This is a genomic window from Nocardioides sp. zg-1228, assembly GCF_017086465.1.
In the GTDB taxonomy this organism is placed as follows: domain Bacteria; phylum Actinomycetota; class Actinomycetes; order Propionibacteriales; family Nocardioidaceae; genus Nocardioides.
In genome coordinates this window covers 338,444-358,915 of the sequence record NZ_CP070961.1, presented here as the reverse complement: position 1 = coordinate 358,915, position 20,472 = coordinate 338,444, and the positions used below count along the sequence as shown (strand labels likewise).

16 protein-coding genes are annotated in these 20,472 nt (G+C 73.7%); 4 read left to right on the top strand and 12 right to left on the bottom strand.

Annotated features, from left to right (window positions below; translation table 11 throughout):
* Positions 1-5 precede the first annotated feature (5 nt).
* From topA to JX575_RS01730, 4 genes are all read right to left on the bottom strand, one after another.
* Positions 6-2,723, bottom strand: coding sequence for a type I DNA topoisomerase (gene topA, locus JX575_RS01745; protein WP_186339988.1), 2,718 nt, complete (start codon positions 2,721-2,723; stop codon positions 6-8).
* A gap of 191 nt (positions 2,724-2,914) precedes the next feature.
* Positions 2,915-3,952, bottom strand: a complete 1,038-nt coding sequence (locus JX575_RS01740) for a sugar phosphate isomerase/epimerase (RefSeq protein ID WP_186339987.1) — start codon at positions 3,950-3,952, stop codon at positions 2,915-2,917.
* Between the two features lie 45 nt (positions 3,953-3,997).
* Positions 3,998-6,121: a PQQ-dependent sugar dehydrogenase gene (locus tag JX575_RS01735; protein WP_186339986.1), complete on the bottom strand. Its 2,124-nt coding sequence runs from the start codon at positions 6,119-6,121 to the stop codon at positions 3,998-4,000.
* 157 nt (positions 6,122-6,278) lie between these two features.
* Positions 6,279-7,760 carry a methyltransferase gene (locus JX575_RS01730; RefSeq protein WP_186339985.1) on the bottom strand — a complete coding sequence of 494 codons (1,482 nt, stop codon included), beginning with the start codon at positions 7,758-7,760 and terminating at the stop codon, positions 6,279-6,281.
* A gap of 38 nt (positions 7,761-7,798) precedes the next feature.
* Between JX575_RS01730 and JX575_RS01725 the strand changes: the two genes are divergently transcribed.
* Entirely contained in the window at positions 7,799-8,692 is an 894-nt protein-coding gene (locus JX575_RS01725) for an aminoglycoside phosphotransferase (protein ID WP_186339984.1), read from the top strand.
* 63 nt (positions 8,693-8,755) lie between these two features.
* A complete protein-coding gene (locus JX575_RS01720; protein ID WP_186339983.1) occupies positions 8,756-10,876 on the top strand; it encodes an MMPL family transporter in 2,121 nt (706 codons plus the stop codon).
* A 150-nt stretch (positions 10,877-11,026) separates the two neighbouring features.
* Here JX575_RS01720 and JX575_RS01715 read toward each other — a convergent pair whose 3' ends face one another.
* Together JX575_RS01715 and JX575_RS01710 are read right to left on the bottom strand one after the other, a co-directional pair.
* Positions 11,027-13,351: a sodium-translocating pyrophosphatase gene (locus JX575_RS01715; protein WP_186339982.1), complete on the bottom strand. Its 2,325-nt coding sequence runs from the start codon at positions 13,349-13,351 to the stop codon at positions 11,027-11,029.
* A 201-nt stretch (positions 13,352-13,552) separates the two neighbouring features.
* Positions 13,553-13,888, bottom strand: coding sequence for an anti-sigma factor antagonist (locus JX575_RS01710; protein WP_186339981.1), 336 nt, complete (start codon positions 13,886-13,888; stop codon positions 13,553-13,555).
* A gap of 186 nt (positions 13,889-14,074) precedes the next feature.
* Between JX575_RS01710 and JX575_RS01705 the strand changes: the two genes are divergently transcribed.
* The gene (locus JX575_RS01705) at positions 14,075-16,423 is read left to right on the top strand and encodes a DEAD/DEAH box helicase (RefSeq protein WP_241005293.1); all 2,349 of its coding nucleotides are present in this window, start codon (positions 14,075-14,077) and stop codon (positions 16,421-16,423) included.
* Positions 16,424-16,432: 9 nt separating this feature from the next.
* Complete coding sequence (locus JX575_RS01700) at positions 16,433-16,738, top strand: hypothetical protein (RefSeq protein ID WP_186339979.1); 306 nt, start codon at positions 16,433-16,435, stop codon at positions 16,736-16,738.
* A gap of 129 nt (positions 16,739-16,867) precedes the next feature.
* Here JX575_RS01700 and JX575_RS01695 read toward each other — a convergent pair whose 3' ends face one another.
* The 6 genes from JX575_RS01695 to JX575_RS01670 form a co-directional block, all read right to left on the bottom strand.
* On the bottom strand, positions 16,868-17,230 hold the full coding sequence (locus tag JX575_RS01695; RefSeq protein WP_277395310.1) for an Rv3654c family TadE-like protein: 363 nt from the start codon (positions 17,228-17,230) through the stop codon (positions 16,868-16,870).
* Complete coding sequence (locus JX575_RS01690; RefSeq protein WP_186339977.1) at positions 17,227-17,589, bottom strand: TadE family protein; 363 nt, start codon at positions 17,587-17,589, stop codon at positions 17,227-17,229. The genes JX575_RS01695 and JX575_RS01690 overlap by 4 nt, the downstream gene beginning before the upstream one ends.
* Positions 17,589-17,762 (bottom strand): DUF4244 domain-containing protein, encoded by a 174-nt coding sequence (locus JX575_RS01685; RefSeq protein WP_186339976.1) that lies wholly within the window; start codon positions 17,760-17,762, stop codon positions 17,589-17,591. The genes JX575_RS01690 and JX575_RS01685 overlap by 1 nt, the downstream gene beginning before the upstream one ends.
* 144 nt (positions 17,763-17,906) lie before the next feature.
* Entirely contained in the window at positions 17,907-18,584 is a 678-nt protein-coding gene (locus JX575_RS01680; protein ID WP_241005292.1) for a type II secretion system F family protein, read from the bottom strand.
* 5 nt (positions 18,585-18,589) lie between these two features.
* Complete coding sequence (locus tag JX575_RS01675; RefSeq protein WP_186339974.1) at positions 18,590-19,276, bottom strand: type II secretion system F family protein; 687 nt, start codon at positions 19,274-19,276, stop codon at positions 18,590-18,592.
* Positions 19,273-20,433, bottom strand: coding sequence for a TadA family conjugal transfer-associated ATPase (locus JX575_RS01670; RefSeq protein WP_241005409.1), 1,161 nt, complete (start codon positions 20,431-20,433; stop codon positions 19,273-19,275). The genes JX575_RS01675 and JX575_RS01670 overlap by 4 nt, the downstream gene beginning before the upstream one ends.
* Positions 20,434-20,472: the final 39 nt, after the last annotated feature.

Sequence of the window (20,472 nt, the reverse complement as noted above, 5' to 3'; positions counted from 1 at the left end):
GGGCCTCAGGACGTCTCGGCGGCCTTCTTCGTCGTCTTCTTGGCGGTCGACTTCTTGGCCGCCGTCTTCTTGGCGGTGGTCTTCTTCGCGGCGGTCTTCTTGGCGGGTGCCTTCTTGGCGCCCTTCTTGGCCGCCTTCTTGGCCGGACCGCGCTCGCGACGCTCGGCGAGCAGCTCGGCCGCCCGCTCGAGGGTGATCGACTCGACGGTGTCGTCCTTGCGGAGCGTGGCGTTGTACTCACCGTCGGTGACGTACTCGCCGAAGCGGCCCGCCTTCACCACGACGGGCTGGCCGGAGACGGGGTCGTTGCCGAGCTCCTTGAGCGGCGGGGTGGCCGCACCGCGGCCGCGCTGCTTGGGCTGGGCGTAGATCGCCTTGGCCTGGTCGAGGGTGATGTCGAAGATCTGGTCCTCGCTGGTGAGCGAGCGCGAGTCGGCGCCCTTCTTGAGGTAGGGACCGTAGCGACCGTTCTGCGCGGTGATCTCGGTGCCGTCGTCGTCGACGCCGACGATGCGGGGCAGGTCGAGCAGCTTGACCGCCTGCTCGAGGGTGACCGTGTCGAGCGTCATCGACGTGAAGAGCGAGCCGGTGCGCGGCTTGGCCGACTTGGGCGCGTCGTCGGGCAGCACCTCGGTGACGTAGGGACCGAAGCGGCCGTTCTTCGCCACGATCTGGAGGCCGGTGTCGGGGTGGTTGCCGACCACCTGCTCCTCGCCGGCCGGGTTGGCCAGCAGCTCCTTGGCCTTGGCCACGGTCAGCTCGTCGGGCGGCAGGTCGTCGGGGACGTTGGCCCGCACCGGCGCGCCGTCGCCGTCCTCGGGCGCCGGGCCCTCGACGTAGGGCCCGTAGCGGCCGACGCGGAGGTCGATCCCGTCGCCGATGGGGAAGGTCGCCATCTCCTTGGCGTCGATGTCGCCGAGCTCGGTGACCAGCGTCTTGAGGCCCGTCACGTCGCCGGAGCCGTAGTAGAACTCCGCGAGCTCGCTGGCCCGGTCACGCCGGCCGCTGGCGATGTCGTCGAGGACGTCCTCCATGTCGGCGGTGAACTCGTAGGACACCTGGCGCGGGAAGTGCTCCTCCAGCAGCCGGACCACCGAGAACGCCAGCCAGGCCGGCACCAGCGCGGTGCCCTTCTTGTAGACGTAGCCGCGGTTGAGGATCGTGCCGATGATCGAGGCGTAGGTCGACGGGCGGCCGATCTCGCGGTCCTCGAGCTCCTTGATGAGCGTCGCCTCGGTGTAGCGCGACGGTGGCTTGGTCTCGTGGCCCTCGGGGGTCAGCGTGGCCGCCGAGACCCCGGCGCCCTCGGTGAGGTTGGGCAGTCGCGTCTCTGCGTCGTCGCGGCGCTTGGAGGCGTCGTCGATGTCCTCGACGTAGGCCTTGAGGAACCCGTGGAAGGTGATCGTGCGACCGCTCGAGCTGAAGACGACGTCACGGCCGTCGGCGGCGGCGCCGCCGATGCGGATGGTGACGGAGTTGCCGACGGCGTCCTTCATCTGCGAGGCGACGGTGCGCATCCAGATCAGCTCGTAGAGGCGGAACTGCTCGCCGGAGAGACCGGTCTGCGCGGGCGTGCGGAACGTGTCGCCGGCCGGCCGGATCGCCTCGTGCGCCTCCTGGGCGTTCTTGACCTTGGAGGCGTAGGTGCGCGGCGAGTCGGGGAGGTACTCGGCACCGTAGAGCTCGCGCACCTGGTCGCGCGCGGCACCCACCGCGGCGCCCGAGAGCGTGGTCGAGTCGGTGCGCATGTAGGTGATGAAGCCGTTCTCGTAGAGCCGCTGCGCGACCGACATCGTCACGCTGGCGCTCATCCCGAGCTTGCGGCTGGCCTCCTGCTGCAGCGTGGTCGTGCGGAAGGGGGCGTACGGCGAGCGGCGGTAGGGCTTGGACTCGACCGAGCGCACGGCGTACGACGCCTCGCCCAGGCCGGCGGCCAGCGCCTCGGCGTCGGCGCGGCTGAGGTGGACGCGCTCCGACGTGCCCTTCAGCTCACCGGTGTTGTCGAAGTCGGCGCCGCGGGCCACGCGCACGCCGTCGACGCTGTGGAGCTTGGCGGGGAACATCCGGGGGTCGTGACCGGTGCCGGCGTCGAACGTGGCGTCGAGGTCCCAGTAGGACGCGACGCGGAACTTCATCCGCTCCCGCTCGCGGTCGACGACCAGGCGGGTCGCCACCGACTGCACGCGGCCCGCGGACAGGCCCGACATGACCTTCTTCCACAGCACCGGGGAGACCTCGTAGCCGTAGAGGCGGTCGAGGATGCGGCGCGCCTCCTGGGCCTCGACGAGGTCGTCGTTGATCTCGCGGGGGTTCTCGACCGCGGCGAGGATCGCGGGCTTGGTGATCTCGTGGAAGACCATCCGGTGGACCGGCAGGCCCTTCGGCGGCTTGAGCTCGTCGAGCAGGTGCCACGCGATGGCCTCGCCCTCGCGGTCCTCATCGGTGGCGAGGTAGAGGGCGTCGGCGTCCTTGACCAGCTTCTTCAGCTTGGCGATGTGGCTCTTCTTGTCGCGGGGCACGACGTAGTAGGGCTCGAAGCCGTTGTCGACGTCGACGGCCAGCCGGCCCCAGGGCTTGTCCTTGATCTTGGCCGGGGTGTCGGCGGCGTTGTTGGGCAGGTCACGGATGTGACCGATCGAGGACTCGACGACGTAGTCCGGGCCGAGGTACCCGCCGATGGTGCGGGCCTTCGCCGGGGACTCGACGATGACGAGCTTTGCCACGTGTGTTCGCTCCCTCACGATGTGCGCTGCTGCAATGTTGCTCAGCGCCGCAACGGTAGCGCCACATTCCGAGATCGCCACTCCCCGGCGCTCGCGGGGCGGCCCCGTGGGGCCCGGGGGGCGGCTCGGGCACGGCACGGGCCCCACGTCGGCGGGACGTGGGGCCCGAGCGCGTCAGGATGGCTGTCGGGTCAGAACTGCAGGCCCTCCAGGTAGCGGAACCCCGTGTTGGCGGTCGCCGCCGGGTGGAAGTCCGGGGTGTCGTTCTCGACGATGTACTCCTCGACCTGGTGCTTCTTGAAGATGGCCGGGAAGTCGATCACGCCGAGGCCGAGATCGGCCATGTCGCCGGGCTCCTCCTCGTAGAGCGCGGCGGCGTCGGCGCCGTGGCGGTCCTTGACGTGGTACTGGCGGACCTCCTGCGGCGCCGAGCGGATGACGTCGATGGCGAACCGCAGCGGGTCGCCCGCCCCGGTGTTCACGCCACCGGTGTAGGCCCAGTAGAGGTCGACCTCGAGGTGGACCAGCCGACGGTCGAGCTCGCTGGTGAGGATGTCCCACGGCGTCAGGCCGCCGCCGAGGTCGATCGTGAACTCGTGGGCGTGGTTGTGGTAGCCGTAGCGCAGCCCGCGCCGCCTGGCCGCCGCTGCCTCGGTGTTCATCTGCTCGGCCCACCGCTGCCAGTCGGCCTTGCTGGTGGAGTTGAGGTAGGGCACGACGATGTACTTCTGGCGGAACGTGTTGGCGTCGTCGAGCTTCTTGTTGAGCTTGGCCGGGTCGAGCCGGGTGGCGTCGCCGTCGACCGTGCTGATCCCGTCGTGGCTCGAGGAGGCCCAGATGCCGCGGGCGTCGAACTCCGCCTTGAGCTTGGCCGCCGTGTCGAGGCCGGTCTCCTTCGGGTAGAGACCCGCCCGCTCGACGCGCTCGTAGCCGAACTTCGCGAGCTGGTCGAGCTGACGCAGGATGGCCGCCCGATCCGTCATCGCGGCGCGCAGCGTGTAGAGCTGGATGCTGATCAGGTCGGTCGGCACCTCCCTCTGCCGCCCGTGGTCGTGGCCGTGGCCCTTGCCCGGGTGACGCCCGGGCTTCCCGGCGAACGCCGGGCTCCCGGCGAGCACCGTGGCGCCGGCCGCGCCCGCCGCGGCGCCGCGGATCAGGCCGCGCCGACTGGCGCCCTTCCTCTCGAGCGACTCGCGCAGGGCGGCGTCGCCGTCATATCCGAAACACATCTGAGCCTTCTTCCTGGTTTGTCGGGGGACTCTCGGGGCTCTGCGTCAGCCGGCCGGGTCGAGCACGACCTCGGCGTAGCCGCTGAGGCCGGGCTGCGAGCCGGTGTCGGTGTATTCGGCGACGAACACGGCGGCGAGGTCGTCGGTGGCCGGGTCGTGGCCGCCGGGCACCGTGGTGACCAGCGATCCGGAGCAGCCCGTGGCCGTGGACTGCGGGTGGCCGTGGGTGTCGTGGCCGAGCACGTAGGTCACGGTGACCCGGCTGCAGTCGACGGGCTCGTCGTCGGTGACCTTGAGCTCGTAGGACACCGTGTCGCCGAAGCGGAACGCCTGGTCCTCGACCGGGGTGACGAACTCGACCTCCGGCGCCTGGTTGCCCACGGTGACGTCGACGTCGGCCGAGGCCCAGCGGCCGCCCTTGTCGGTGACCCTCAGTGAGGCGCGGTAGCTGCCGTCCTGGGTGTAGGTGAAGGTGCCGTTGCGCTTGCGGCTGTCGACCGTGCCGTCGCTGTCGAAGTCCCACGCGTAGCGCAGCTTCTTATCCCCATCGGGGTCCTTGGTGCCCCTGCTGCTGAACGCCACCGTCAGCGGCGCACGGCCGGCCGTGGGCTCCGCCGTGATCTTCGGGATCGGGCTGCGGTTGCCGCCCTTGCCGACGAAGTCGATGCGGGCGAGCTGCGCGTCGGGGTTCTCGGCGAAGTAGCCGTCGCCGTACTCGAGCACGTAGAGCGCGCCGTCGGGGCCGAACTCCATGTCCATCGGGTTGTCCACGACGAAGCCGCGGAGCACGTCCTCGATGCCGACCTTGGTGCCGTCGACGTGGATGCCCTTGATGTAGTCGCGGGTCCACTCGTAGAACAGCGGGGTGCCGTCGTAGCGCTCGGGCCACGCGACGGGGTTCTTGCCGCGGGTGAGCTTGCGGTCGAACTGGTAGGCGGGGCCGGCCATCGGGGCGATGCCGCCCTTGCCGAGCTGGGGGAACTGCTTGGACTTGCCGTAGGAGTACCAGACCTCCGGCTGCTCCACCGGCGGCAGCCGGCGCTTGCCGGTGTTGTGCACCGAGGTGTTGACCGGGGCCGCGCAGTCGAACTTCTTGCCGCTCTTCTTCTTCGCGAAGTCGTAGTCGTTGTAGGGCATCCTGGCGGTGGCGCAGTAGGGCCATCCGTAGTTGCCGGGCCCGTCGACGACCGCCCACTTGCCGTGGCCGGCGGGACCGCGGCTGGCCTTCGACTTCTTCGCGTCGGGCGAGTAGTCGGCCACCCACAGGTTGTCGGTCTCGGGGTCGATCTCGATGCGGAACGGATTGCGCCAGCCCATCGAGTAGATCTCCGGGCGCGTCTTCGGGGTGCCGGGGCGGAACAGGTTGCCCTTGGGAATGGTGTAGCCGCCCTTGGCCTTGGGGGTGATCCGCAGGATCTTGCCGCGCAGGTCGTTGGTGTTGGCCGCGGTGCGCTGGGCGTCGAAGGCGGGGTTGCGGTCGGCGCGCTCGTCGAGCGGCACGTAGCCGTCGGACTGGAACGGGTTGGAGTCGTCGCCGGTCGACAGGATCAGGTTGCCCGCCGAGTCGAAGACGATGTCGCCGCCGACGTGGCAGCACATCCCGCGGTCGACGGGGACGTCGAGCACCTTGCGCTCGGTGCCGAGCTGGACCTGGCCGTCGACGAAGCGGAACTTCGAGACCCGCAGGAATCCGTCGTAGCGCTCGAAGTCGGCCTTGGTGCCCGTCTCCGGCGCGTCGCCCTCGTTGATGGAGGCGGTGCTCTCGTCGTCGGCGGGGGTGTCGAGCGGCGGGGAGTAGTACATGTAGACCCAGGTGTTCTTCTTCCCGTCGTAGCCCGGGTCGAGGGCGATGCTCTGCAGCCCCTCCTCGTCGTGGAGGTAGACCGGGATGCGGCCGGCGACGCGGTTGGTGCCGGTCTGGGCGTCGTGGTGCCAGATCACGCCGGCGCGGGTGGTGTGCAGCACGTCGCCGTCGGGCAGCACGGCGAGGTCGAGCGGCTCCCCCGGCCGGTCGTTGAGGGTGACCTTCTGGAACTGCTTGGACGGCGGTGGCGCGGTCGAGTCGCTGTGGCCCTCGTGCGCCGTGGCGACGGTGGTCACGGTCAGCAGGGGCAGGCAGAGGGCGGCGCCGGCGGCGACCGTGAGCCCTGCGCGGAGGTGGTGCTTCATCAGATGGTTCTCCTGTATCCCGAGGTGGCGAGGAGCCGATCTGCAACGTAGGCATGTGAGCGGGGTCACGTCAACGAGCGATCGTCTTTTGGTCACCTCCCGGCACAAGGGCACCGACCACCCCACCCGGTCGGGTGGCCCGACCCGGCGCGACGGCTCAGCCGAGCGCCAGGAAGCCCTCGCCCACCAGCTCGCGCACCACCGAGAGGTAGCCGGACCGGAGGTCGGCCTCGTCCCGCCCGACCAGGGTCGCCAGGGCGCCGAGCAGCTGGCCGAGCGTGAGGTCGCCGTCACTCGCGCCAACGAGCGCGGCCTCGACCGTGTCGGCGGTCCGGGCGCGCCGGAAGCCGCGGTGCTGGCGCAGCACGATCGCCTCCGGGTCCTCGGCGCCGGGGCGCCCGACCGTCTCCTGCTGCACGTCCTCGCGGGCCCGCAGCCGGGTCGCGAGCAGCGCCTCGTCGGAGAGGTCGCGCAGGTCGGCGACCGACTCGCCCCACGCGTGGATCGCCGGGCCGATGGGCTGCTCCACGTCGTAGGGCCACTCCAGCAGGTCGTGGCGCGAGCCCACCTGACCGGTGCCGCCGAGGCGCACGTTGATCCAGCCGAACCCGACCCCCTCGATGCCGACCTCCTCCAGCCACGACAGCCAGGTGTCGTAGCGCTCGGCGTAGCCCGGGCGACCGTGGTGGCCGCTGTCCTTGAGCCACAGCTCGACGTAGGCGGCGGGGTCCAGGGTCTCGCGCTGCACGACGAGCGCGTCGCAGTCGTCGCGCAGCCAGGTGCCGAGCCGCTCGTCCCACGGCCGGCCCGCCACGATCGCCCAGTTGGCCAGCACCTGCAGCCAGCCGCCCTCGGTGAGGTGGTCGGGCCCGGTGCGGACGATGTGCTCGACGACGCGGTCGCCGGGCAGGCCGGAGTCGCGGTAGACCAGCCGCTCCCCCGTCGCCGGGGAGATCACGAACGGCGGGTTGGTGCTGATCAGGTCGAAGCGCTCGCCGGCCACCGGCTCGAAGAACGAGCCGCCGCGGACGTCGACCTCCACCTCGTTGAGCGCCGCGTTGAGGCGCGTCATCCAGAGCGCGCGCTGGTTGACGTCGGTGGCCACGACGGTGCCGGCGTGGGCCGCGAGGTGCAGCGCCTGCACCCCGCACCCGGTGCCCAAGTCGAGCGCGCTGTCGACCGGCTCGCGCATGGTCAGCTGCGCCAGGCTCGTCGACGCGCTCGAGATGCCCAGCACGTGGTCGGGCCCGACGGCGACCGGTGCACCGTCGAGACCGGGCGTCAGGTCGGAGACCACCCACAGGTCGCGCTCGTCGGTGGCGTAGGGCCGGCAGTCGGTGCGGGCGGCCACCTCGGCCACGCTCTGCTCGAGCAGGCCTGCGTTGCAGAGCCGGTCGACCAGGCCCGGCAACGCCCGCTCGGCCGCGTCGCGCGCGACCGGCGCCTGCAGCAGGAACAGGCGCACGAGGGTGTCGAGCGCCGAGCCCGACGTCGTACGCCGCAGCGCGGGCAGGGTCTCGTTGCGCCCGAGCGCGCGGTGGGCCTCCTCCCCGATGGCCTCGGCGACCCGGTCGTAGGTGAAGTCGGCGGCGAGCAGGGCCTCGCGCAGCGGGGCGGCGAGGTCGAGGTCGGACGGCATGGCCCCAGCCTTCCAGACGACCGTGCCACGATGCCGGGGTGCTCGAACGCCCCCCGGACGTGACCGATGACGATGTGCTGGCGCTCGTCCGTCGGCACTGGGAGCCGCGCGCCGATGCCGTCGAGCACCTGCCGGTCGGGTGGGGGGCGCACCACTGGCGGGTGGACGTGGCCGGGGAGCCGATCCTGTTCCTGACCCTCGACCCCGACCTCCCCCGCCACACGCGGGCGACCCTCGAGGCGGCGTACGCCGCAGCGGCCGCCCTCGACCTACCCTTCGTGTGGCCGTCCGTCCCGAGCGCCGACGACGCCTTCACCGTGCCGCTCGGCGCGCGCACGGCGAGCGTGACCGGTTGGCTGCAGGGGCGACGCCCGGAGGCGTCCGTCCCCGAGCTGCCCGGCATGCTCGCCGACCTGCACGCCGCGCCGGCACCGGCCACGGCACGCGCCTGGGGGACCGAGATTCCGTCCGACCTGTCGATCCTGCTGCGCGACCTGCTCCAGCGCGACTGGGTCGGGCCGCTCGGCCCGGCCGCCCGCGGGCTCCTGCTGGAGCACCTCGCCGCTGTGGGCGGGTGGGCACGCGAGCACGGGCGCCTGGTCCAGCTCGCCGACCCCGCGACGTACGTCGTCACCCACGGTGAGCCACACGTGCGCAACCAGTGGCTGGCCCGGGGCCGCACCTGGCTCGTCGACTGGGAGTCGTTGCTCCTGGCGCCGCGCGAGCGCGACCTCGCCACGCTGGTGCACGAGGGCCGCGACGTCGACCACGACCCGCAGATGGTGCGGCTGTTCGACCTCGAGTGGCGCCTCTCCGAGGTCTGGTCGTTCGCCCAGTGGCTGCAGGGGCCGCACACCGGCGACACCGACGACCACACCGCGCTCGGCGGGCTGGCCGAGGAGCTGACCCGACCGCACTTCGGCGAGCGCTGACGGCGTCCGGGCCATCAGCCGACGTCCGCCCCCGGCGGCCGCGGCCGTGACTAGAGTCACCGCGTGCTGGAGCGGATGGGCCGGTGGGTGCACCGCCGGCGGACGGTGGTGCTGGCCCTGTGGGCGGTGCTGGTCGTGGCAGGTGCCGTGCTGGGCGGATCGGTCTTCGACCACGCCGAGGACGTCGGTCCGCGCGCCGGGGCCGAGTCGAGCGTCGTCGACGAGCGGCTCGACGCCCTCGACACCGAGGGCGAACGGGTGGTGGCGCTGCTCTCGGGCGCCGACCCGGTCGCCCCCGCCACGAGCGAGGCGGCCGGGGAGGTGCTGTTCGCGATCCGCGAGCTGCCCGGCGTGGTCGACGTGCGGGACCCGTGGACGACCGGTGCCTACGAGCTCGTGGCCGAGGACCGCAGCAGCGCGGTGGTGGAGGTCGAGCTCGACCACGCGCTCGGCGACGACGAGGCCCTGGCCCTGGCGGACCGCATCGCCGACGCGCTGCGCGAGACCCCCTTCCCCGACGTCGCCGTCGGCGGCGACCTGCTGGCCGAGCGGACCTTCACCGACCAGGCCGTCCAGGACGCCGCGCGCGGCGAGGGCGCGGCCCTCGTGGTGCTCCTCGTGCTGCTCGCCGTGGCCCTGGGCGGACTCGTCGCCGGCGTGCTGCCGGTCGTCACGGCGCTCGCAGCGGTCTCCGTCTCGCTGCTGGCGCTCGCGGGTCTGGCAGGCGTCGCCTCCGTCAGCGACTTCGCGGTCAACGTCGTCACCGTGCTGGGCCTGGGCCTCTGCGTCGACTACAGCCTGCTCGTGCTGGCCCGCTTCCGCGAGGAGCGCGCGGCCGCGGGTCGTCGTGCGGACCTCGAGGCGGTGCTCGGCAGGACGCTGGCCACCGCCGGGCGCACGGTGCTGGTCTCCGGCGTCACGGTCGGCTCGGCCGTGGCGGCCCTGCTGCTGCTCGGCGACCCGCTGCTCACCGGCATGGCGGTCGGCGGGCTGGTCGCGGTCGCCGTCGTCACCACCGCCGGCCTCACCCTCACGCCCGCGCTGCTGTCCGTCGCCCACCGGCGGGTGCCCGCCGCCGACCGCGGCGCCTGGGGACGACCCGCGAGGCCGCCCGAGCGCTCGGTGCTCGCCCGCCTCGCCCGGCTGGCGCAGGCGCGGCCGTGGCCCGTGCTGGTCACCACGACCGGGCTCCTCCTCGTGCTGGCCGCTCCCCTGCTCGGCCTCGAGCTGGGCGCCTCCGACGCGCGGTCGCTGCCCCCGGGCAGCGAGGCCCGCACCGTCGTCGAGGTGATCGAGCGCGACTACCCCGACGTCGCGACCGCACCGATCGACGTGCTCGTCGACGCGCCGCCCGACGACCCGCGGCTCACCGCGCTCGCCGAGGGGATGGCTGCGCTCGACGACGTCGAGGACGTCTTCCTGCGCGACGGCCTGCCCGACGGCTGGAGCCGCTACACCGTGATGCCCCAGGGCACCACCAGCGGACCGGCGGCGCAGCGGGTGGTCGCCGACGTCCGCGCGCTCGGCGACGACGTACGCGTGCAGGTCGGCGGGCCCGCCGCCGAGCTGGTCGACGCGCGCGCCGCGCTGGCCGAGCGTGCGCCGCTGGCCGTCGCGGCGGTCGTGCTCGTGGCCGGCCTGCTCCTGCTGCGGCTCACCGGGGCGCCGGTGGTCGCCGCCAAGACCCTGCTGCTCAACCTGCTCTCGCTGGCGGCCATGCTCGGGGTCGTCACGCTGGTCTTCCAGCACGGCTGGGGCGGCCCGCTGCTCGGCGGGACCGCGACCGGCAGCCTCGACCTGACCACGCCCCTGCTGCTGTTCATGTTCGCCTTCGGGCTCTCGATGGACTACCACGTGTTCCTCGTCGCCCGCATCAAGGAGGAGTGGGACCTCCCGCCGGTGGCGCGCCGCAACCGGCCGGTCCCCGCGCCCGGCAGCCGGGCCGCCAACGACCGCGCGGTGCTCGCGGGCATCACCGCGTCCGGGCCCGTCGTCACGCTGGCCGCGCTGGCCATCTCGGTGGTGTTCATCGGGTTCGCCGCCGGCGAGCTGGTGGCGGTCAAGGAGGTCGGCGTCGGGATGACCGTGGCGATCCTGCTCGACGTCACGGTGGTCCGCGGGCTGCTGCTGCCTGCGGCGATGACGCTGCTGGGCGAGCGCAACTGGTGGCGTCCGGGAGGCTGACGCCTCGGTCGCGCCCTGCGTACGACCGCCGGCTCGCGAGTCCCGCCCCGTCCTACCCCGGAACGCCGACGGCGGCCGGTCGCAGGAGCGACCGGCCGCCGGGGCGGGTGGAGCGACCCGGCCCCCTCGCGGGGCCCGGGGTGGAGCGGGTCAGGCGTGGTGCGGTGCCAGCGAGCTGGACCCGGAGTTGTCGCCGTCGTCGGCGATCGCGACCTCGCGCCGCTTGGAGATGACGACCGCCACCGTGATGATCGCGACCGCGGCCAGCGCGATCACGATGCGCAGGACGTCGTTCTGGTCGTCGCCGACGCTCAGGGAGACGACCGCGCTCGCGATGAGCAGGGAGACCAGGTTCATCACCTTGATGAGCGGGTTGATGGCCGGTCCGGCGGTGTCCTTGAACGGGTCGCCGACGGTGTCCCCGATGATCGTGGCCTCGTGGGCGGCCGAGCCCTTGCCGCCGTGGTGGCCGTCCTCGACCAGCTTCTTGGCGTTGTCCCACGCCCCACCCGCGTTGGCCAGGAAGACGGCCATCAGCGTGCCGGTGCCGATCGCTCCGGCGAGGAAGCCGGCCAGGGCGGTCGCGCCGAGGCCGAAGCCCACCGCGATCGGGGCCAGCACCGCGAGGATGCCGGGCGTCACGAGCTCGCGCAGCGAGTCCTTGGTGACGATGTCGACGACCTTGCCGTACTCCGGTCGACCGGTGCCCTCCATGATCCCGGGGATCTCGCGGAACTGGCGGCGGACCTCCATCACGACCGCACCGGCAGCGCGGGCGACCGCGTTGATGGCGAGGCCGGAGAAGAGGAACACCACGGCCGCACCGAGCAGCACGCCGACGATGACCGCCGGGTTGAAGACGCTGAAGTCCAGTAGGTAGGCCTCGTCGATGCCGACGTTGGCCTCGGCGAGCGACTCGAACACCGACGTGGCGTACGAGCCGAACAGCGCCGTCGCGGCCAGCACCGCGGTGGCGATCGCGATCCCCTTGGTGATCGCCTTGGTCGTGTTGCCGACCGCGTCGAGCTCGGTGAGGATCTGCGCGCCCTCCTCGCTCACGTCGCCGGACATCTCAGCGATGCCCTGCGCGTTGTCGGAGACGGGACCGAAGGTGTCCATCGCGACGATGACTCCGACGGTCGTCAGCAGGCCGCAACCCGCCAGGGCGACGGCGAAGAGGGACACCGTGAGGGCCGCGCCGCCGAGGAGGTAGGCGCCGAAGACCGCGGCGCCGATGACGAGCGTGGTGTAGACGGCCGACTCGAAGCCGACGGAGAGGCCGGACAGGATGACCGTGGCCGGGCCGGTCAGGGAGGTCTTGCCGACGTCCTTGACAGGGCGGTACTCCGTGCCGGTGTAGTAGCCGGTGAGGGCCAGGATGCCTGCGGACATCACGATGCCGATGACCACTGCGGAGGCGGCGATGAAGCGGGGGTCACCCTCGGCGCCGGCGAGGTCGACGGCGATGTTGGTGAACTCCGCGAAGCTGCTCGGCAGGTAGAGGTAGGACAGCACGACGCTCGCCACGGCGGCGATGCCCGACGAGATGTAGAACGACTTGTTGATCGTCGTCAGGCCGTTCTCGTCCGCCTTGGGCTTGGTCAGGTAGACGCCCGCGACCGCGGTGAGAGCACCGATGGCCGGGATCAGCAGGGGGAAGACGAGGCCCTTGTCACCGAAGGCCTGCGAACCGAGGATCAGCGCGGCGACCAGCGTGACGGCATAGGACTCGAAGAGGTCGGCGGCCATGCCGGCGCAGTCGCCGACGTTGTCGCCGACGTTGTCCGCGATCGTGGCGGCGTTGCGCGGGTCGTCCTCGGGGATGCCCTGCTCGACCTTGCCGACCAGGTCGGCGCCGACGTCGGCAGCCTTGGTGAAGATGCCGCCGCCGACCCGCATGAACATGGCGAGCAGCGCGGCACCGAAGCCGAAGCCCTCGAGCACGTCGGGCGCCTCGTCCTGGAAGAACAGGACGACGAGGCTGGCACCGAGCAGGCCGAGGCCGACGGTCAGCATTCCGACCATGGCGCCGGTGCGAAGGCCGATGGTCATGGCGGGCTCGCGGCCGGTGGTCTCTGCGGCGGCAGCGACGCGCAGGTTGGCGCGCACGGCGAGGTTCATGCCGAGATAGCCCACCGCCGCCGAGAAGCCTGCGCCGATGATGAAGAACACCGAGCGGAAGATGCGCACGGTGGTGTCGTCGGCCGGCAGCACGAGCAGCGCGAAGAACGCGATCGCGGCGAAGATGGCCAGGGTCCGGAACTGCCGCTGCAGGTAGGCGTTGGCGCCCTCCTGCACGGCCTGGGCGATCGTCTTCATGTTGTCGGTGCCCTCGCCCGCGGCGAGCACCTGCGACCTGAACATCGCGGCCAACCCGAGCGCGGCGAGCGCGATCAGGGCGACGACGACCACCAGGACGAGGTTGCCGCCTTCGAGCTCGGGCTTGGCAACGACCGCGGGCAAGATCCCCGTCATGCGTGTCCTCCTCGGACTTGAGCTGCTGCTGGAAAAGATCCGTGAACGCGCCGGAGTCTACGCAGACGTGACCCAGATCACGGGGCGGCGTGACCCAGACCACACCGCGGCGTCGGGTCCGGGAACGACGAAACCCCTCCGGGCACGTCCGGAGGGGTGGTGGCGCGCGGCGCAGGGCCGGGCTGCGGGACAGCCGGTGGGTCAGGCGCCGGGGGCCATGCTGATCGAGTCGTGGATCACGAAGACCTTGGCCAGGCCGGTGATCCGGAAGATCTTGAGCAGCCGCTCCTGGGTGCAGACCAGGTCGAGGGAGCCGTCGTGGGCGCGGACCTTCTTCAGGCCGCCGACGAGCACGCCGAGACCGGTGGAGTCGAGGAACTCGACCGCCTCGAGGTCGATGACGATGTCGTAGGTGCCGGCTCCGACGAGCTCGGTGATGCAGTCGCGCAGCTTGGGCGCGGTGTAGACGTCGATCTCGCCGCCCACCGCGACGACGGCACGGCCATCCACCTCGCGTGTCGCAAGGGTGAGATCCACGACTGCTCCCCGGTCCCCGAATTCGTTCGGACAGTGCGCCTTCAGGCACGCACGTGCCCCTGGTTCTTTCGGGTCGTATCAAACCACGAGTCCCACGTGTTGCGCAGGAGTCCTCTCCACATGGTGTCGCGTTGGTGGCGGACGCCACCTCCGGCGGGCGTCACCGCCCTTTGCCAGACTGCGTGGGTGAACCCCTCCCGCCCCGGCGTCCTGCCACCCGTCGACGCGCTGGTCCGCCGGCTCGCCGGCGTGCCCGGGCGCGAGGACCGGCTGCGGCACCTCGAGGTGCTCCCGGCCCGCGAGGCGGTGCACGAGGACTGGCCCGACTGGGTGCCCGACGACGTGCGTGGCGCGTACGCCGCCCAGGGCGTGGCGCGGCCCTGGCGGCACCAGGTCGTCGCCGCCGACGCCGCCCACGCGGGCGACCACGTGATCCTCGCGACCGGCACCGCGTCGGGGAAGTCGCTGGCCTACCAGCTCCCGGCGCTCTCGGCGATCCGGGCGGCCCGGGGTCCGCGCGGCGAGCGGGGCGCCTCGGTGCTCTACCTCGCGCCCACCAAGGCGCTGGCCCACGACCAGCTCGCCGGGCTGTCGTCGCTGGGCCTCGACGTACGACTGGCCGCCCACGACGGCGACAGCTCGCGCGAGGAGCGCGACTGGACCCGCGACTTCGGCGAGTACGTCCTGACCAACCCCGACATGCTCCACCGCTCACTGCTGCCCGCGCACCACCGGTGGTCGCGACTGCTCGGGTCGGTGCAGTACGTCGTGGTCGACGAGTGCCACCACTACCGCGGCGTCTTCGGCGCGCACGTGTCGCACGTGCTGCGCCGGCTCCGGCGGGTGTGCGCGATCTACGGCGCGCACCCGACGTTCGTGCTCGCCTCGGCGACGGTCGCCGAGCCGGAGGTCACCGCGTCACGGCTGACCGGGCTCGACGTGGTCGCGCTGACCCGCGACGACTCGCCGCGCGGCCGGGTCTCGCTCCTGCTGTGGGAGCCGCCGTTCACCTCGCACGCCGGCGAGAACGGCGCCCCGGTGCGCCGGGCCGCGGCGTCGGAGGTCGCCGACCTGCTGGCCGACCTCGTCGCCGAGGACGTCCGCACCCTGGCGTTCATCCGGTCGCGGCGCGGCGCCGAGCAGGTCGCACTGTCGGCCTCCGAGCTGCTGGCCGAGGTCGACCCGTCGCTGCCCGGGCGGGTCGCGGCCTACCGCGGCGGCTACCTCCCCGAGGAGCGGCGCGCGCTCGAGGCCGCGCTGCGTCGCGGCGACCTGGTCGGGCTGGCGGCGACCAACGCGCTCGAGCTCGGCATCGACATCAGCGGCCTGGACGCCGTGCTCATCGCCGGCTTCCCGGGCACCCGGGCGGCGTTCTGGCAGCAGGTCGGGCGGGCCGGGCGCGGCGCACAGGACGCGCTCGGGGTGCTGGTCGCCAAGGACGACCCGCTCGACACCTACCTGGTGACCCACCCCGACAAGCTGATCGGCGCCCCGGTCGAGGCGTCGGTCTTCGACCCGGCCAACCCCCACGTCATGGGTCCGCACCTCTGCGCGGCCGCCCAGGAGCAGCCGCTGACCGAGACCGACCTGCCCCTGTTCGGCCCCAGCGCCCGGGAGGTCGTCGACGACCTGACGACCCTGGGGCTGCTGCGCCGCCGTCCCCGGGGATGGTTCTGGACCGACCGCAGCCGGGCCGCCGACCTGGCCGACATCCGGTCGGCGGGCGGGTCGCCGGTGCAGCTGGTCGAGGCCGGCACCGGCCGGGTGGTCGGCACGGTCGACGCCGGTGGCGCGCACAACCAGGCGCACGCCGGTGCGGTCTACGTCCACCAGGGCGAGACCTGGCTGGTCGAGGACCTCGACCTCGAGCACCACGTCGCCACCATGCGCCGCGCCGAGCCCACCTACACGACCACGGCCCGCGAGGTGACCGACATCGGCATCGTCGCCACCCGCGAGCGCCGCTCGTGGGGCGGCTGCGAGCTCGCGCTGGGCGAGGTGGACGTCTCCCACCAGGTGGTCTCCTTCCTCAAGCGCCGCCAACCCTCCGGCGAGGTGGTCGCGGAGGAGCCGCTCGACCTGCCCGAGCGCACCCTGCGCACGACGGCCGTGTGGTGGACGGTGCCGGACGACGTCGTGGCCGAGGCCGGCCTCGCCGCCGTGGACGTGCCGGGCGCGGCCCACGCGGCCGAGCACTGCTCGATCGGGCTGCTCCCACTGTTCGCGACCTGCGACCGCTGGGACATCGGTGGCGTCTCCACGGCGCGCCACGCCGACACCGGCCTGCTGACGGTGTTCGTCTACGACGGCCACCCGGGTGGGGCCGGCTTCGCCGAGCGCGGCTTCCGCACCGCGGTCGCGTGGCTCGACGCCACCCGGGAGGCGATCGCGAGCTGCGAGTGCGCGACCGGCTGCCCGTCGTGCATCCAGTCGCCCAAGTGCGGCAACCAGAACAACCCCCTCGACAAGGACGGCGCGATCCTCCTGCTCGATGCCCTCCTCTCGGGGGCACCGCGGACCGCCGGACAGGACTAGATTCGCCCCATGGTGATCCTCGGCCTCGGCCTCCTCATCCTCGGCGGCATCGCCGTGCTCTCCGCGATCTTCGTCAGCGAGCCGGGCAGCGGGGGCGAGCTCCTCGGCTTCGACGTCACGACGCTCGAGTCGTTCCTCGTCGGGGTGGCCGCCGGGGCCGCGATCCTGTGGGGCTTCACGATCCTCAAGTGGGGCACCCGACGCAGCATCGCCCACCGCCGCGAGCGCAAGGAGCTCAACAAGCTCAACGAGAAGCTCGAGCGGGTCGAGTCCGAGCGCCGCGTCGACGATCCCGAGCGCCGCGACACTCCCTGACCCCTGCCCCGGCCGGCCGGTCTGTCCACCGCTGACTGGTCACGGTCTGAGTGCCGCGCCGGCCCCGGTCGGGCGCGCAGCGAACCACCACCCGCCCTGCTCACCCCCGTGCTCACCCCGGCCCCGTGCTCACCCCGGCCCCGCCCGCGCGTCGGCGGTGACCCGCACCTCCTGCCAGGGGACGTCGGGTCCGGCGACCGCCACCGTGACGGTGACCGTCGGGCCGGCGAGCCCGCAGCGCTCCAGGGCGGCCCCGTGGGCGCCGGCGACCCGAGCGGCGGCGGCGCACGGATCGGCCGCGCTGCTGCCGGCGAGCGTCGCCGCGGCGCCGAGCGCGGCCAGGTCGGCGGCGCCCTGCGCGCGCCGCTGCGCGGTGACGAGCCCGCCGGCGGCGGCCAGCCCGGCCGTCACGAACAGCAGCACGCCGGCCATCGCGACCACCAGCACGGTCGCACCGCCCGTATCCTCGGCTCGCGCGGGCCGGGGCGTCACGACGCCTCGGCCAGCGCAAGGGCGTCGGCCGAGACCGTCACCCCGGGCAGCGACCCCAGCAGGCCGCCCGGCCCCCTGACACGCGCCGTGGTGGTGACCACGACCTCGTCGTCGCCGACCTGGACCCGCACCCGGGCGCCCTCGGGCGCGATGCGCTGCGCCAGGGACGTCGCCGCGGCGACGTCGTCACCGCGGGCGACCGCGCGCGCCGCCTCCCGCGAGGCGTCGACGACCCGCACCTGCGCCGCACCGAGCGCCAGCATCCAGACCAGTCCGGCGGTCAGGGCGACGAGCAGCGGGACGCCGATCGCGAGCTCGGCGGTGGCCGAGCCCGTGTCGTCCCTGGCGAGCGGACGCATCAGCCGATGCCGAGCAGGCTCATGACGTGCTTGAAGAGCCGCTCGAGCAGCTGGTCGCCGAACGCGCCGGTCAGGAGGGTGTAGAGCAGGCCGGCGAACCCCGCCCCGGCCGCGGTGCCCACGGCGTACTCAGCGGTGGTGATGCCGGACTCGTCGTGACGCTGGACCAACATGTGCTCCCCTGTCGTCGGGGGCTCCCGATGAGCCCCGCCGACACCACGGTCGGGGGTGGAGCGGCGCCGCGCACCCGCCCGACCGGCTGCCTGTGGAGGCCGCCCGGGACGGCCGGGCTGTGGACGGAAACCGGCCCGGTCGCCTCACGGGGCCACCGAGCCGAACAGCGACGCGACCGTCGGGACGACGCCCAGGAGCATGAAGGCGGGCAGCAGGCAGGCCCCGAGCGGGACCGCGGCCGACACCCCGACCCGGCGGGCCGCGTCCTCCGCGCGGGCCAGCGACTCGCGCTGCAGCTCGTCGGCCAGCCGCTCCACGCTCTGCACCACCGACGCCCCGGTGGCGTGCGAGCGGACCATCGCCCGGGCGAGCGGCGCGAGCTCGCGATCGTCGGCCACGGCCGACCAGGCGTCGGCAGCGCTCGCCCCCCATCGCGAGCGCTCCACCACCGGGACCAGCCGGTCGGCGGCGGGCCCGGGCAGCGCTGCGCACACCTGCGCGAGCCCGGGCACCGGCGCCGACCCGGCGCGCAGCGTGGCGGCGAAGAGGTCGACCAGGTGTGGCAGCGAGCGCTCCACCTCCTCGCGCTCGCGCCGCGCGGACGGTGCCTCCGCGGCGGCCAGCACCTGGCGCGCCGCCACGCCCGCCGCGACCGCGGCCAGCGCCCCGACGAGCCCGCCGACGAGCAGCCAGGCGCCGAGCGCGACACCCACGACCGCGAGCGGCCGCAGCCGGGGCGTCGCCGGGCCGCTCACCCGGCCCACCCGCGGCGGCGACGGCACGAGCACGGCCACCGCCAGCGCGGCGCACACCACGCCCACCCACGTCACGGTGCGGCCGCCCGGTCGGCGAGCCGCTCGATCCACCACAGGCCGAGCGCGACGAGGGCGAGCCCGAGGATGCCGCACACCAGGCCGACCGGCGTCGTGAGGAGGAACGCCCACGGGTCGGAGCCGGCACCCGAGCCCATCAGCAGCACGGCGACGGGAAGGCAGGCGACGAGCCGGGCGGTCGCGCGCGCCGAGGCGAGCTCGGAGTCGACGAGGCGGCGGGTGCGACGCCGCGCCCGCAGGCCCGCCGCCGTGCGCTCGAGCGCCGCGGCGAGGCCGTGGCCGGAGTGCTGCGCGACCTGCCAGGCACCCGCCACCCAGCGGAGGTCGCCGGCGCCCCGCCGCTGCGCCGCCAGCCGGCGCATCGCGTCGGGGACGTCGGCGCCCAGCCGCATGGCCTCGACCACGGGGCCGAGCGGCGGCCAGCGCTCAGCCCCCGCGGCGAGCGCGGCCTCGGGCGGTCGCCCGGCGGCGAGGTCGGCGGCCAGCAGGTCGCACACCTCCAGCACCGCGGCCTGGTCGGCCGCGACCGCGCGCCGGCCGGACGGCATCCGTGCGGCCACGACCCGGGCCGGGCCCCGCCGGCCGCTCCGGCCCGGTCGACGGGGCGGCGCGGGACCCGCCGGCGGCACCGCGAGGGCCACGGCTGCGGCCAGGAGGAGCGCCACCAGCCACGCGCTCACCACGCCACCGATCGCAGCCGCGCCGCCAGGGCTCCCGCGGCTGGTCCGCGCACGACGCGGTCGGCCTCGAAGGTGGCCGCCGTGCGGAGGGCGACGAGCCCCGAGGCGTCGCGCTCGGGCACCCCGAGCTCGAGGACCCGTCGGCGCCCGTCGCGGCCGCGGCCCAGGTGGATGACGACGTCGAGCGCCGAGGCGAGCTGGCTGTGCGCGGCCGAGCGGGGCAGGCCCGCGGCGAGCGACAGCGCCTCCACGCGGGCCGGGACGTCGGCGGCGGAGTTGGCGTGGAGGGTGCCACAACCGCCGCCGTGACCGGTGTTGAGCGCGGCCAGCAGGTCGACGACCTCGGCGCCACGCACCTCCCCCACGACGAGCCGGTCGGGTCGCATCCGCAGCGCCTGGCGCACCAGCACCTGCAGCGAGATCTCCCCGGCGCCCTCGATGTTGGCCGGGCGCCCCTCGAGCCCGACCACGTGCGGGTGGTCGGGGCGCAGCTCGCTGGCGTCCTCGACCAGGACGATGCGCTCGCCGGGATCGACGAGCGACAGCAGCGCGGAGAGCACCGACGTCTTGCCGGTGCCGGTGCCGCCGGTGACGAGGAAGGCGCACCGCGAGTCGACGATCTCCTCCAGGAGGAACGCGCCGTCGGGCGGCACCGCTCCGGCCGTGACCAGCTCGGGCAGGGTCCACACCCGACCCCGGGGGACGCGCAGGGACAGCACCGTGCCCGAGCGCGCGACCGGCGACAGCACCGCGTGGAAGCGGGTGCCGTCGGCGAGGCGTACGTCGGCGTGCGGGGTCGCGTCGTCGAGGCGGCGCCCGGCCGAGGCCGCCAACCGCTGCGCCAGGCGGCGCACCGCGGCGTCGTCGGGGAACGACACCGACGCACGCTCGAGCCCGCCGCCGCGGTCGATCCAGACCTCGTCGGGGCCGTTGACCAGCACGTCGGTCACGTCGGGGAGGCGGAGCAGGTCCTCCAGCGGACCCGCCCCGAGCACGTCGCGGCGCAGCAGGTCGTGCACGGCGAGGACCGTCGCGTCGCCCACCGGCGCCCCGGACGCGCGCAGCGCCTCCGCGACCCGGTGCGGGGTGAGCTCGCCGGCCGAGCCCGCCAGCCGGCGCCGCACGTCGTCGAGGACCACCGCCGGCACCGTCGGCACCGCGGTCGGCCCGGCGGCCTGCCCGGTCGTGGTCCCGGT

What these genes read in the sequence shown, in the direction of transcription:
- JX575_RS01730 (WP_186339985.1), bottom strand. Translation starts at nt 7,760, where the DNA reads ATGCCGTCCGACCTCGACCTCGCCGCCCCGCTGCGCGAGGCCCTGCTC.
- JX575_RS01690 (WP_186339977.1), bottom strand. Translation starts at nt 17,589, where the DNA reads ATGCGTCCGCTCGCCAGGGACGACACGGGCTCGGCCACCGCCGAGCTC.
- JX575_RS01735 (WP_186339986.1), bottom strand. Translation starts at nt 6,121, where the DNA reads ATGAAGCACCACCTCCGCGCAGGGCTCACGGTCGCCGCCGGCGCCGCC.
- JX575_RS01715 (WP_186339982.1), bottom strand. Translation starts at nt 13,351, where the DNA reads ATGACGGGGATCTTGCCCGCGGTCGTTGCCAAGCCCGAGCTCGAAGGC.
- JX575_RS01685 (WP_186339976.1), bottom strand. Translation starts at nt 17,762, where the DNA reads ATGTTGGTCCAGCGTCACGACGAGTCCGGCATCACCACCGCTGAGTAC.
- JX575_RS01740 (WP_186339987.1), bottom strand. Translation starts at nt 3,952, where the DNA reads ATGTGTTTCGGATATGACGGCGACGCCGCCCTGCGCGAGTCGCTCGAG.
- JX575_RS01700 (WP_186339979.1), top strand. Translation starts at nt 16,433, where the DNA reads ATGGTGATCCTCGGCCTCGGCCTCCTCATCCTCGGCGGCATCGCCGTG.